We start from the raw sequence: 13,379 nt of genomic DNA on the forward strand, positions 1-13,379 counted from the left end.
TTTTATTTACCCTTCTTTTGTCGTGCCCTGCGCCCGCGTTACCGGCACAGGCAGCCAGGCGCGAATGGAAAGCCCGCCCCGCTCGCTGGTGCCAAGCTCCAGCATCCCGTTATGGTTATCCACGATACGCTGCACAATCGCCAGCCCTAATCCCGTGCCGCTAATGGTGCGTGCACTGTCGCCGCGAACAAACGGCTGGAAAAGGTGCTTACGTTGTTCCGGCGCAATTCCCGGACCGTCATCTTCCACCTGGAACCAGGCGCGATTCGGCTCCGTTCCGCTGCTGACTTTGATCCAGCCATTGCCATAACGGGCGGCGTTGACCACCATATTCGCCACCGCGCGTTTGATCGACAGCGGGTGCATTTTCACTTCAATGCTGCCGGGGTAAAGCGCGGTTTCAATTTCCCGCTCATAGCCACTTTCGGCAGCAATCACCTCACCGAGTACTGCATTAAGATCCGCCATTTCCATCGGCATCTCCTGCCCGGTGCGCAGGTAGTCGATAAACTGCTCAATGATGGCGTTGCACTCTTCGATATCTTTATTGATCGATTCTGCCAGATAGCCATCCTGCTCGCTCATCATCTCAGTCGCCAGGCGAATACGCGTCAGCGGCGTGCGCAAGTCGTGACTTACCCCCGCCATCAGCAGCGTGCGGTCATCCGCCAGTTGCTTAACACCAGCCGCCATATGGTTAAAGGCACGGGTAACGGAACGCACCTCCGAAGCGCCATATTCACGCAGCGGCGGCGGAATAATCCCTTTACCAACCTGCAAGGCTGCGTGTTCGAGATCGACCAACGGTCGGTTCTGGATACGAATAAACAGCCACGCCCCGCCTATCGCCAATAGCATAATCGCCAGCGTATAGCGGAACAGCGGAGAGAAATCGCCCTGATGAATTTCGGTCAGCGGCACGCGTACCCAGATATTGGGCGACAGCCAGGTTTTCAGCCAGACGACAGGCGAACTTTTGTTGACCTCAACGCGCACTTCCGTCGGGCCGCCCAGTTGCTGTGCCATCTGATGGCTTAAGAATTCATAGTGTTGCGCCCAACGCAGACCTGCCTCTTCGGCAGCCTCGTTGGAGTAGAGAGAGATCCCCAGCTCACGGTAGATCTCCCGACGGAAAGCGGGAGGCACAACCAACTGCGTGCCGTCCTCCAGTTGCAGTTTGTCGGTCATCAACATACGCACTTCGTACGCGAGGACTTTATTAAACTGCTGGAGGCTCGGCAAAATCGCGAAGTTCAGCACCACCAGATAAGTCGTCACCAGGCTGGCGAACAGCAAGGTGACGATGAGCAATAACGTACGGGCAAATGAACTTCGTGGCGAGAAGCGCAATCGCCTCATGCTTTAGAGCCGTCCGGTACAAAGACGTAGCCCAGGCCCCAAACGGTCTGAATGTAACGCGGATGCGCTGGATCTTCTTCTACCATGCGGCGCAGACGCGAAATCTGCACGTCGATGGAGCGTTCCATTGCGGAATATTCACGACCACGGGCAAGGTTCATCAGCTTATCGCGGGAGAGCGGCTCACGCGGATGGCTGACCAGTGCCTTCAGTACCGCAAACTCACCGCTGGTGAGCGGCATCGGCTCATCTTCGCGGAACATTTCGCGCGTACCGAGGTTAAGTTTGAACTTACCGAAAGCAATTACCGCCTCTTCCTGTGACGGTGCGCCTGGCAGTTCGTTCGCCTGACGACGCAGCACCGCACGAATACGGGCCAGCAGTTCACGCGGGTTAAACGGTTTTGGAATGTAGTCGTCAGCGCCAATCTCCAGGCCTACGATACGGTCCACTTCTTCCCCTTTCGCCGTCACCATAATGATCGGCATCGGGTTGCTCTGACTACGAAGACGTCGGCAAATCGACAAGCCATCTTCACCAGGTAACATTAAATCCAGTACCATAAGATGGAAAGATTCACGAGTCAGCAGGCGATCCATCTGTTCTGCATTAGCGACGCTTCGAACCTGGAAGCCTTGTTCGGTGAGATAACGTTCCAGCAGCGCACGCAGGCGCATGTCGTCATCGACCACCAGAATCTTGTAGTTCTCTTGCATTGTTTGTACTCCCAAAGGTTCGCAACAATTTGTAAGCGTGTATTCTTAAAAAAGCTCACGTTCGTCACCAGCTAAATCTGGTATGAATTTCAGCCTAAATTGTTACAAAGCATATTAAACAGCAGCTTAAGTATACAATTTATTCGGCGAAACATTATTGATTCTGTTGATATGATCACGTTATACCCAATGTGCGCATTATCAAACAGACAAAGGGAATCAACGAGATGAAAACGCCCCTGGTTACCCGGGAAGGGTATGAAAAACTCAAACAAGAGCTTAATTATCTCTGGCGTGAAGAACGCCCGGAGGTCACAAAAAAGGTGACCTGGGCCGCAAGTCTGGGCGACCGCAGCGAAAATGCTGACTATCAGTATAATAAAAAGCGTCTGCGTGAAATCGACCGTCGCGTGCGCTATCTCACTAAATGCATGGAAAATCTCAAAATCGTCGATTACTCCCCTCAGCAGGAAGGCAAAGTCTTTTTTGGCGCGTGGGTGGAGATTGAAAACGACGATGGCGTGACTCACCGTTTCCGTATTGTCGGCTACGATGAAATTTTTGGCCGTAAAGATTACATCTCTATCGATTCCCCGATGGCCCGCGCATTGCTGAAAAAAGAAGTCGGCGATCTGGCTGTGGTGAATACTCCTGCCGGGGAAGCGAGCTGGTATGTTAATGCTATCGAGTACGTGAAACCGTAAGGAAGAGTCTTAACCTCCTGCCGATGGCTGGCATTTTTGCCAGCCAGTCCGTATAACTATCCCCTGATTTTTGATCCGAAAAGATGAACTCAAACCATGATGAATGATTCGTTCTGCCGCATTATTGCGGGTGAAATTCAGGCGCGCCCGGAACAGGTTGACGCTGCCGTTCGCCTGCTTGACGAAGGGAATACCGTGCCGTTTATCGCACGTTATCGTAAGGAAATCACCGGCGGTCTGGATGACACGCAGCTGCGTAATCTGGAAACGCGTCTGAGCTATCTGCGCGAGCTGGAAGAGAGACGTCAGGCGATCCTCAAATCCATTTCCGAGCAAGGCAAACTCACCGATGATCTGGCGAAGGCCATCAACGCCACCCTAAGCAAAACCGAACTCGAAGACCTCTACCTGCCCTACAAACCTAAACGCCGCACCCGCGGGCAAATCGCCATTGAAGCAGGGCTTGAGCCGTTGGCTGACCTGCTGTGGAGCGATCCGTCACACACGCCAGAAGTCGCGGCTGCACAATATGTTGATGCCGATAAAGGCGTGGCAGATACCAAAGCCGCGCTGGACGGCGCGCGCTATATCCTGATGGAACGTTTTGCCGAAGATGCCGCGCTGCTGGCGAAAGTGCGTGATTATCTGTGGAAGAACGCGCATCTGGTCTCAACCGTGGTGAGCGGTAAAGAAGAGGAAGGGGCAAAATTCCGCGACTATTTCGATCATCACGAACCGTTGTCCACGGTGCCTTCTCACCGCGCGCTGGCGATGTTCCGTGGGCGTAACGAAGGCGTACTCCAGCTTTCGCTGAATGCCGATCCGCAGTTCGATGAGCCGCCCAAAGAGAGCTATTGCGAGCAAATCATCATGGATCACCTTGGCCTGCGCCTGAACAATGCCCCGGCGGATAGCTGGCGCAAAGGCGTAGTGAGCTGGACCTGGCGCATCAAGGTGCTGATGCATCTGGAAACCGAACTGATGGGTACCGTGCGCGAACGCGCGGAAGATGAAGCAATCAACGTCTTTGCCCGTAACCTGCACGATCTGCTGATGGCGGCCCCTGCCGGACTGCGTGCAACGATGGGCCTCGATCCGGGTCTGCGTACTGGGGTAAAAGTGGCGGTGGTCGATGCCACTGGCAAACTGGTAGCGACCGATACCATTTACCCGCACACCGGACAAGCCGCAAAAGCAGCGATGACTGTTGCTGCGCTGTGTGAAAAGCATAACGTTGAACTGGTGGCGATCGGCAACGGTACAGCTTCCCGCGAAACCGAACGTTTCTATCTCGACGTGCAGAAGCAGTTCCCGAAAGTGACCGCACAGAAAGTGATCGTCAGCGAAGCTGGCGCGTCGGTTTACTCAGCTTCCGAGCTGGCAGCGCAGGAGTTCCCGGATCTCGACGTTTCGCTGCGTGGTGCGGTATCTATCGCCCGCCGTTTGCAGGATCCGCTGGCGGAGCTGGTGAAAATCGATCCGAAATCTATCGGCGTAGGTCAGTATCAGCATGACGTCAGCCAGACGCAACTGGCCCGCAAACTGGACGCAGTAGTAGAAGACTGCGTAAACGCCGTTGGCGTCGATCTCAACACTGCTTCTGTTCCGCTGTTAACCCGCGTGGCGGGCCTGACGCGCATGATGGCGCAAAACATCGTGGCCTGGCGCGATGAGAACGGTCAGTTCCAGAACCGTCAGCAACTGCTGAAAGTGAGCCGTCTGGGGCCGAAAGCCTTCGAGCAGTGCGCGGGCTTCTTGCGCATTAACCATGGTGATAACCCGCTGGACGCGTCTACCGTCCACCCGGAAGCCTATCCGGTGGTGGAACGCATTCTGGCAGCAACACAGCAGGCACTGAAAGATCTGATGGGTAACAGCAGCGAACTGCGTAACCTGAAAGCGTCTGACTTTACTGATGAAAAATTCGGTGTGCCGACAGTAACTGACATCATCAAAGAGCTGGAAAAACCGGGTCGCGATCCGCGTCCGGAATTTAAAACCGCTCAGTTTGCCGATGGCGTCGAGACAATGAACGACCTGCAACCGGGTATGATCCTCGAAGGTGCGGTGACCAACGTCACCAACTTTGGCGCGTTTGTCGATATCGGCGTGCATCAGGACGGCCTGGTTCACATCTCTTCATTGTCGAACAAGTTTGTAGAAGATCCGCATACCGTGGTGAAAGCGGGCGACATTGTGAAGGTGAAAGTGCTGGAAGTGGATCTTCAGCGTAAACGTATCGCCCTGACCATGCGTCTGGACGAGCAGCCTGGCGAAACCAACGCCCGTCGCGGCGGCGGTAATGAACGCCCGCAAAACAACCGCCCGGCAGCCAAACCGCGCGGACGTGAAGCGCAGCCTGCCGGTAACAGCGCGATGATGGACGCGCTGGCGGCAGCAATGGGCAAAAAACGTTAAACGCCCTGATTGACCCCTAAACCTGCGCGATAAGGTGTCCACGCCGCATCTGGCAACGAACGCCTTGTCTGACATAAAAGTGCCGGAGAATATCTCCGGCATTTTTATTCCACAGCCAAACTCACAATATATTCCGGCAACATTTATCACTTCATTAACAACTGAAACCTTAATTAAACATTAGCCAGTCCTGGTAATTCGCTATTCGAATTATATTTTCGCTGCGATATAACCTTGAGCCACATCAACATTCACGCAGATTATTAACTAAACCAACATTCGCACACATTTTAAGTATTGCTGATAGAAACCATTCTCATTATCATTGTGTTGTTGATTATTTAATCTCTCCTTTGTTGGCAAATCATCTGGTCTCATGTCGCTGTCAAACGCCCCATGAGGTAGTTATCCAGTTAATGAGAAACAAGTAGGCACCTATGCAATACACTCCAGATACTGCGTGGAAAATCACTGGCTTTTCCCGTGAAATCAGCCCGGCATATCGTCAAAAACTGCTTTCTCTAGGCATGTTACCTGGCTCCTCTTTTAATGTGGTGCGCGTCGCTCCACTCGGCGACCCCATTCATATCGAAACCCGTCGTGTGAGCCTGGTATTACGCAAAAAAGATCTGGCCTTATTAGAAGTGGAAGCGGTTTCCTGTTAATACGGTGATAACAACAATGAAAAAATTAACCATTGGCTTAATTGGTAATCCAAATTCTGGCAAGACAACCTTATTTAACCAGCTCACTGGCGCACGTCAGCGTGTAGGTAACTGGGCTGGCGTTACCGTCGAACGTAAAGAAGGGCAATTCTCCACCACCGATCATCAGGTCACGCTGGTGGACCTGCCCGGCACCTATTCCCTGACCACCATCTCATCGCAGACCTCGCTCGATGAGCAAATCGCCTGTCACTACATTTTGAGTGGCGACGCAGACCTGCTGATTAACGTGGTGGATGCTTCTAACCTTGAGCGTAACCTGTACCTGACGCTGCAACTGCTGGAACTCGGCATTCCCTGCATCGTGGCACTGAACATGCTCGACATTGCCGAGAAGCAAAATATTCGTATTGAAATTGATGCGCTGTCGGCGCGTCTTGGCTGCCCGGTGATCCCGCTGGTTTCCACGCGTGGTCGCGGTATCGAAGCTCTGAAACTGGCGATTGACCGCTATAAAGCTAACGACAATGTAGAACTGGTGCATTACGCACAGCCGCTGCTCAACGAAGCAGATTCACTGGCAAAAGTGATGCCTTCCGACATCCCGCTGAAACAACGTCGCTGGCTGGGCCTGCAAATGCTGGAAGGCGATATCTACAGCCGCGCCTACGCCGGTGAAGCGTCGCAGCATCTTGATGCCGCCCTCGCCCGTCTGCGTAATGAGATGGACGATCCGGCGCTGCACATTGCCGATGCGCGTTACCAGTGCATTGCTGCCATCTGTGATGTGGTAAGCAACACCCTGACGGCAGAACCCAGCCGTTTCACCACTGCGGTAGATAAAATCGTGCTCAACCGTTTCCTCGGTCTGCCGATTTTCCTCTTTGTGATGTACCTGATGTTCCTGCTGGCTATCAACATCGGCGGGGCGTTACAGCCGCTGTTTGACGTCGGCTCCGTGGCGCTATTTGTGCATGGTATTCAATGGATTGGCTACACGCTCCACTTCCCGGACTGGCTGACTATCTTCCTCGCCCAGGGCCTGGGTGGCGGCATTAACACCGTGCTGCCACTGGTGCCGCAGATTGGCATGATGTACCTGTTCCTCTCCTTCCTTGAGGACTCCGGGTATATGGCGCGTGCGGCGTTTGTGATGGACCGTCTGATGCAGGCGCTGGGCTTGCCGGGGAAATCCTTTGTGCCGCTGATCGTCGGTTTCGGTTGTAACGTACCGTCGGTAATGGGTGCACGTACGCTTGATGCACCGCGTGAACGTCTGATGACCATCATGATGGCACCGTTTATGTCCTGCGGCGCGCGTCTGGCTATCTTCGCAGTATTCGCGGCTGCCTTCTTCGGGCAGAACGGTGCGCTGGCGGTCTTCTCGCTGTATATGCTGGGTATTGTGATGGCGGTGCTGACTGGCCTGATGCTCAAGTACACCATCATGCGCGGTGAAGCGACGCCGTTTGTCATGGAGTTGCCGGTCTATCATGTACCACACGTTAAAAGCCTGATTATCCAGACCTGGCAGCGTCTGAAAGGCTTCGTTCTGCGTGCTGGTAAAGTGATCATCATCGTCAGCATTTTCCTGAGCGCTTTCAACAGCTTCTCGCTGAGCGGGAAAATCGTCGATAACATCAACGACTCGGCGCTGGCTTCCGTCAGCCGGGTGATCACCCCGGTCTTCAAGCCGATTGGCGTACATGAAGATAACTGGCAGGCAACGGTTGGCCTGTTTACGGGCGCAATGGCGAAAGAAGTGGTGGTGGGTACGCTCAACACCCTCTACACCGCAGAAAATATTCAGGACGAAGAGTTCAATCCGGCGGAATTCAACCTCGGTGAAGAGCTGTTCAGTGCGGTAGATGAAACCTGGCAGAGCCTGAAAGACACCTTCAGCCTTAGCGTACTGATGAACCCCATTGAAGCTAGCAAAGGCGACGGCGAAATGGGTACCGGGGCGATGGGCGTGATGGATCAGAAATTCGGTAGCGCAGCTGCCGCATACAGCTACCTGATTTTCGTCCTGCTGTATGTACCGTGTATCTCGGTGATGGGGGCTATCGCCCGTGAATCAAGCCGTGGCTGGATGGGCTTCTCCATCCTGTGGGGGCTGAATATCGCTTACTCACTGGCAACATTGTTCTATCAGGTCGCCAGCTACAGTCAGCATCCAACTTACAGCCTGGTGTGCATTCTGGCGGTTATCCTGTTTAACATCGTGGTTATCGGTCTGCTGCGCCGCGCGCGTAGCCGGGTGGATATCGAACTGCTGGCAACCCGCAAGTCGGTAAGCAGTTGCTGCGCAGCCAGCACCACCGGTGATTGCCATTAATGGCTTCACTTATTCAGGTGCGCGATTTGCTGGCGTTACGGGGCCGTATGGAAGCGGCCCAGATAAGCCAGACATTGAACACTCCACAGCCAATGATTAACGCCATGCTGCAACAACTGGAAAGTATGGGCAAAGCCGTGCGGATTCAGGAAGAACCTGACGGCTGCCTCTCTGGCAGTTGTAAAAGCTGCCCGGAAGGAAAAGCCTGTCTGCGCGAGTGGTGGGCGCTGCGTTAACCTTACTCCATCGCCTGTTTTGGAAAGCCCGGTATGCGTCTGCATCCGGGCTTTTTTGCGTGCGGCTTTCCATAAAAATGCAACTCTTGCAGCACGGCGTAAGTTCCTTTGAAAGCATCTCGCAGGGATGAAAACTCGCTAATGCACAGATGTGAAGTGGCGCGTAGAGTCGCGGCATTCAAACAACAGGTGAAGGAACGCCATGAGTAAAAAGCAGAGTTCCACCCCACATGATGCGCTGTTCAAACTCTTTTTACGCCAACCGGACACGGCTCGCGATTTTCTTGCGTTCCATTTACCGGCCCCCATTCACGCGCTCTGTGATATGAAAACCCTCAAGCTGGAGTCGAGCAGCTTTATTGATGACGATCTGCGTGAAAGCTATTCCGATGTGCTGTGGTCGGTGAAAACGGAACAAGGACCAGGATACATCTATTGTCTGATTGAACATCAAAGCACCTCAAACAAACTGATCGCATTTCGCATGATGCGTTACGCTATTGCCGCAATGCAAAATCACCTTGATGCTGGATACAAAACGTTGCCGATGGTGGTGCTATTGTTGTTTTACCACGGTATTGAAAGCCCCTATCCCTATTCGCTGTCTTGGCTGGATTGTTTCGCCGATCCCAAACTGGCAAGGCAGCTTTATGCCTCCGCATTTCCGCTGATTGATGTCACCGTCATGCCTGATGATGAAATCATGCAGCACCGACGTATGGCGCTGCTGGAGTTAATTCAAAAACATATTCGCCAACGCGACCTGATGGGGCTGGTAGAGCAAATGGCCTGCTTATTAAGTAGTGGATACGCTAATGACAGACAAATCAAAGGGCTGTTTAATTACATACTGCAAACCGGCGACGCGGTACGTTTTAACGATTTTATCGACGGCGTTGCCGAACGTTCACCGAAACACAAGGAGAGTTTAATGACAATTGCGGAAAGATTGCGGCAGGAGGGGGAACAATCCAAAGCCCTGCATATAGCCAAAATAATGCTTGAATCCGGAGTCCCTCTTACAGACATCATGCGCTTTACCGGGGTGTCAGAAGAAGAGTTGGCTGCGGCGAGCCAGTAAATTTCTGTCTCGCCATTTCAAAAGTTGCCTACACCCTCTGCTTCAACGCCACCAGCAGGTGACAAAACTCGACCGGATGCGAAATAAACGGCGCATGGGCCGCTTTGGCGAAGATATATGATTCGCTGTGAGGCCAAAGTTTATCCAGCATCGGCACCACTTTGCGCGGCACCAGACCGTCGAGATAGCCATACAATCGCAAAAACGGCATGGACACGTTTTGCAGCGGCTGACGGAGATCGACCGTTTTCAGGATTTCCAGCCCGCCATTAAGCACGTCAACCTCCGGCATCGGTAACGCCAGAACGGTTTTCTTCAACGCCCGCGCATCCTGGCGCGCCGTTTCAGTCCCCATGGTTTGTAACGCCAGGAACCGCTCCACTGTACGCTGAAAATCATCACTGAGTTGCTGCTGAAATCCCGCCAGCACGTCCGGTTTTATCCCCGGCCACTCGTCACGAGCACTAAAACAAGGTGACGACGCCACGGTGACCAGCGCCTGAACACGCTCGGGATGGGTTAAAACAATTTGGCTTGCCACCAGCCCGCCCAGACTCCAGCCTAACCAAATGGCTTTATCAGGTGCCTGTTGCAGCACGGCTTCGGCCATATCAGCAAGTGACAGCGCACCAAATCCCCGGCTACGCCCGAAGCCGGGCAGGTCAACAAGGTGCAGCGTAAAATGCGAGCTAAGTTCCTCGTCAATGCAACGCCACACTTCGGCATTCAGTCCCCATCCGTGCAGCAGCACAAGATGAACATTCCCCTGACCTTTGGTCTGCCACCAGATGTTATTCATCCGCTATTGTTCTCTTTTGACTCACAAGGATGAACATATGCTAACAGTACCGGGATTATGCTGGCTATGCCGAATGCCACTGGCGTTAGGTCATTGGGGGATTTGTTCGGTCTGTTCACGCGCCACCCGCACAGATAAAACGTTATGCCCACAATGTGGATTACCCGCCACACACTCCCATCTTCCCTGCGGTCGCTGCCTGCAAAAACCGCCGCTCTGGCAAAGACTGGTCACGGTTGCCGACTATGCGCCGCCGTTAAGTCCGCTTATCCACCAGCTTAAATTTTCCCGGCGCAGTGAAATCGCCAGCGCCCTGTCACGTCTGTTACTATTGGAAGTCTTACACGCTCGTCGCACCACCGGGTTGCAATTGCCGGATCGCATCATCAGCGTTCCGTTATGGCAGCGGCGTCACTGGCGTCGGGGATTTAATCAGAGCGATTTGCTGTGTCAGCCGTTATCACGCTGGTTGCACTGCCAATGGGATAGCGAAGCCGTCACACGTACACGGGCCACTGCGACCCAGCATTTTCTCAGTGCCCGGCTGCGCAAGCGCAACCTGAAAAATGCCTTTCGTCTTGAATTGCCCGTGCAAGGTCGCCATATGGTGATTGTGGATGATGTCGTTACCACCGGAAGTACCGTCGCAGAGATTGCGCAGTTGCTTTTACGCAATGGTGCGGCGACTGTCCAGGTCTGGTGCCTTTGTCGAACCTTGTAGAGCCTCGATGATGGGCGTATTATAACCAACTAAAATAGTCAACTATTAGGCCATTACTATGATCCGTATTTCCGATGCTGCACAAGCGCACTTTGCCAAACTGCTGGCAAATCAGGAAGAAGGGACACAAATCCGCGTATTTGTGATTAACCCTGGCACGCCTAACGCTGAATGTGGTGTTTCTTATTGTCCGCCGGATGCCGTGGAAGCCACCGACACTGCCCTGAAATTTGACCTGCTGACCGCGTATGTTGATGAGTTAAGCGCACCATACCTGGAAGATGCAGAGATCGACTTTGTTACCGACCAGTTGGGTTCTCAGTTAACGCTGAAAGCCCCGAACGCCAAAATGCGTAAAGTGGCAGACGATGCACCGCTGATGGAGCGCGTGGAGTATATGCTGCAGTCGCAGATCAACCCACAGCTTGCTGGTCACGGTGGTCGCGTTTCGCTGATGGAAATCACCGAAGACGGTTACGCCATTCTGCAATTTGGCGGCGGCTGTAACGGTTGTTCCATGGTCGATGTGACGCTGAAAGAAGGGATCGAGAAGCAGCTGCTGAACGAATTCCCGGAGCTGAAAGGTGTGCGCGATCTCACCGAACACCAGCGCGGCGAACACTCCTACTACTAAGTTATCCCCTCTTTTGTAGATTGCCCGATGCGACGCTAAAGCGTCATTTCGGGCCTACGTTGAACATGTGCCAGACGTTGGCGCAGCATTGCTTTGTCAAATCCTCGGTTCGTTTCCCCGCGATAATATGACCAACCTCTCATAATTTAAATTTACCCCGCTCTGGTGATTCTCAAACGCCAGATGTTACCCGTATCATTCACATGGGTACCAAACATACTCCTGACATCTGACTACAATAATTAGTTTTAGTGGGTATCAGTCGTGGTGCCGCAATATCTCTGTTCCCGATTGGGATAATTAGAGTTTGTCGTCAGAAAATTGACGTTACCCATAACAAATGAAAGGCCAGGTAAATCATGCCATTAGTCATTGTTGCTATCGGTGTAATCTTGTTGTTGCTCCTGATGATCCGCTTCAAAATGAACGGCTTCATCGCTCTCGTCCTCGTGGCGCTTGCTGTTGGATTAATGCAAGGAATGCCGCTGGATAAAGTTATTGGCTCCATCAAAGCCGGTGTCGGCGGGACGCTCGGTAGCCTTGCCCTGATCATGGGTTTTGGCGCAATGCTGGGCAAAATGCTGGCAGACTGCGGTGGCGCACAACGTATCGCCACCACGCTGATTGCCAAATTTGGTAAAAAACACATCCAGTGGGCGGTGGTACTGACCGGTTTTACCGTTGGTTTTGCCCTGTTCTATGAAGTGGGCTTTGTGCTGATGCTGCCGCTGGTGTTTACCATCGCGGCTTCTGCGAATATTCCACTGCTGTATGTTGGTGTACCAATGGCGGCTGCACTGTCTGTGACCCACGGCTTCCTGCCACCGCATCCGGGTCCGACTGCGATTGCCACCATTTTCAATGCCGATATGGGTAAAACCCTGCTGTACGGTACTATTCTGGCAATCCCGACCGTGATTCTCGCCGGTCCGGTTTACGCTCGCGTGTTGAAAGGTATCGATAAGCCAATTCCGGAAGGTCTCTACAGCGCGAAAACCTTCAGCGAAGAAGAGATGCCGAGCTTTGGCGTCAGCGTCTGGACCTCTCTGGTGCCGGTAGTACTGATGGCGATGCGTGCGATTGCCGAAATGATCCTGCCGAAAGGTCACGCTTTCCTGCCGGTAGCGGAGTTCCTCGGTGACCCGGTAATGGCAACGCTGATTGCCGTGCTGATTGCGATGTTCACCTTTGGTCTAAACCGTGGTCGTTCAATGGATCAGATTAACGACACGCTGGTTTCTTCCATCAAAATCATTGCGATGATGCTGTTGATCATCGGTGGTGGCGGTGCGTTCAAGCAGGTGCTGGTAGACAGCGGCGTGGACAAATACATTGCTTCCATGATGCACGAAACCAACATTTCTCCGCTGCTGATGGCCTGGTCGATTGCTGCCGTACTGCGTATCGCGCTGGGTTCCGCAACCGTTGCGGCAATCACTGCGGGTGGTATCGCGGCACCGCTGATTGCAACGACGGGTGTTAGCCCGGAGCTGATGGTTATTGCGGTGGGTTCCGGTAGTGTGATTTTCTCTCATGTGAACGATCCGGGCTTCTGGCTGTTCAAAGAGTACTTTAACCTGACTATCGGCGAGACCATCAAATCCTGGTCGATGCTGGAAACCATTATCTCGGTGTGCGGTCTGGTAGGCTGTCTGCTGCTGAATATGGTGATTTGATAACACTGACTGCCGGATGCATCGCATCCGGC

12 protein-coding genes are annotated in these 13,379 nt (G+C 53.2%); 9 read left to right on the forward strand and 3 right to left on the reverse strand.

Going from position 1 to position 13,379, the window contains the following annotated elements; genetic code table 11:
* Positions 1 to 6: 6 nt before the first annotated feature.
* Together envZ and ompR are read right to left on the reverse strand one after the other, a co-directional pair.
* A complete protein-coding gene (envZ, locus tag ACJHW7_RS09910; RefSeq protein WP_001253696.1) occupies positions 7 to 1,359 on the reverse strand; it encodes a two-component system sensor histidine kinase EnvZ in 1,353 nt (450 codons plus the stop codon).
* Positions 1,356 to 2,075 (reverse strand): two-component system response regulator OmpR, encoded by a 720-nt coding sequence (gene ompR, locus ACJHW7_RS09915; protein WP_001157751.1) that lies wholly within the window; start codon positions 2,073 to 2,075, stop codon positions 1,356 to 1,358. Before ompR ends, envZ begins: the two co-directional genes overlap by 4 nt.
* Before the next feature lie 227 nt (positions 2,076 to 2,302).
* Between ompR and greB the strand changes: the two genes are divergently transcribed.
* The 6 genes from greB to rpnA all read left to right on the forward strand — a co-directional run bounded on the left by greB (position 2,303) and on the right by rpnA (position 9,517).
* Positions 2,303 to 2,779, forward strand: coding sequence for a transcription elongation factor GreB (gene greB / locus ACJHW7_RS09920; protein ID WP_000856744.1), 477 nt, complete (start codon positions 2,303 to 2,305; stop codon positions 2,777 to 2,779).
* A 96-nt stretch (positions 2,780 to 2,875) separates the two neighbouring features.
* Positions 2,876 to 5,197: a Tex family protein gene (locus tag ACJHW7_RS09925; protein ID WP_000980706.1), complete on the forward strand. Its 2,322-nt coding sequence runs from the start codon at positions 2,876 to 2,878 to the stop codon at positions 5,195 to 5,197.
* 437 nt (positions 5,198 to 5,634) lie between these two features.
* Positions 5,635 to 5,862 carry a ferrous iron transporter A gene (feoA, locus tag ACJHW7_RS09930; RefSeq protein ID WP_001200455.1) on the forward strand — a complete coding sequence of 76 codons (228 nt, stop codon included), beginning with the start codon at positions 5,635 to 5,637 and terminating at the stop codon, positions 5,860 to 5,862.
* Between the two features lie 16 nt (positions 5,863 to 5,878).
* Positions 5,879 to 8,200, forward strand: coding sequence for a Fe(2+) transporter permease subunit FeoB (gene feoB / locus ACJHW7_RS09935; RefSeq protein ID WP_000736997.1), 2,322 nt, complete (start codon positions 5,879 to 5,881; stop codon positions 8,198 to 8,200).
* A complete protein-coding gene (feoC, locus tag ACJHW7_RS09940; protein ID WP_000157586.1) occupies positions 8,200 to 8,436 on the forward strand; it encodes a [Fe-S]-dependent transcriptional repressor FeoC in 237 nt (78 codons plus the stop codon). The genes feoB and feoC overlap by 1 nt, the downstream gene beginning before the upstream one ends.
* A gap of 202 nt (positions 8,437 to 8,638) precedes the next feature.
* A complete protein-coding gene (gene rpnA / locus ACJHW7_RS09945; RefSeq protein WP_000039059.1) occupies positions 8,639 to 9,517 on the forward strand; it encodes a recombination-promoting nuclease RpnA in 879 nt (292 codons plus the stop codon).
* Positions 9,518 to 9,545: 28 nt separating this feature from the next.
* Here the strand turns inward: rpnA and bioH are convergent, their stop codons facing one another.
* Positions 9,546 to 10,316, reverse strand: coding sequence for a pimeloyl-ACP methyl ester esterase BioH (gene bioH / locus ACJHW7_RS09950; RefSeq protein WP_001060076.1), 771 nt, complete (start codon positions 10,314 to 10,316; stop codon positions 9,546 to 9,548).
* A 37-nt stretch (positions 10,317 to 10,353) separates the two neighbouring features.
* On the opposite strand from bioH, the gene gntX reads away from it, so the two are divergent.
* The 3 genes from gntX to gntT all read left to right on the forward strand — a co-directional run bounded on the left by gntX (position 10,354) and on the right by gntT (position 13,347).
* Positions 10,354 to 11,037 (forward strand): DNA utilization protein GntX, encoded by a 684-nt coding sequence (gene gntX, locus ACJHW7_RS09955; protein ID WP_001402592.1) that lies wholly within the window; start codon positions 10,354 to 10,356, stop codon positions 11,035 to 11,037.
* A gap of 58 nt (positions 11,038 to 11,095) precedes the next feature.
* On the forward strand, positions 11,096 to 11,671 hold the full coding sequence (gene nfuA, locus ACJHW7_RS09960; protein WP_000619389.1) for a Fe-S biogenesis protein NfuA: 576 nt from the start codon (positions 11,096 to 11,098) through the stop codon (positions 11,669 to 11,671).
* A 359-nt stretch (positions 11,672 to 12,030) separates the two neighbouring features.
* Positions 12,031 to 13,347, forward strand: coding sequence for a gluconate transporter (gntT, locus tag ACJHW7_RS09965; RefSeq protein ID WP_001131758.1), 1,317 nt, complete (start codon positions 12,031 to 12,033; stop codon positions 13,345 to 13,347).
* Positions 13,348 to 13,379: the final 32 nt, after the last annotated feature.

Origin of the sequence: Escherichia sp. WS1152, from assembly GCF_046487665.1 — a bacterium.
GTDB classification, from domain to species: domain Bacteria; phylum Pseudomonadota; class Gammaproteobacteria; order Enterobacterales; family Enterobacteriaceae; genus Escherichia; species Escherichia coli.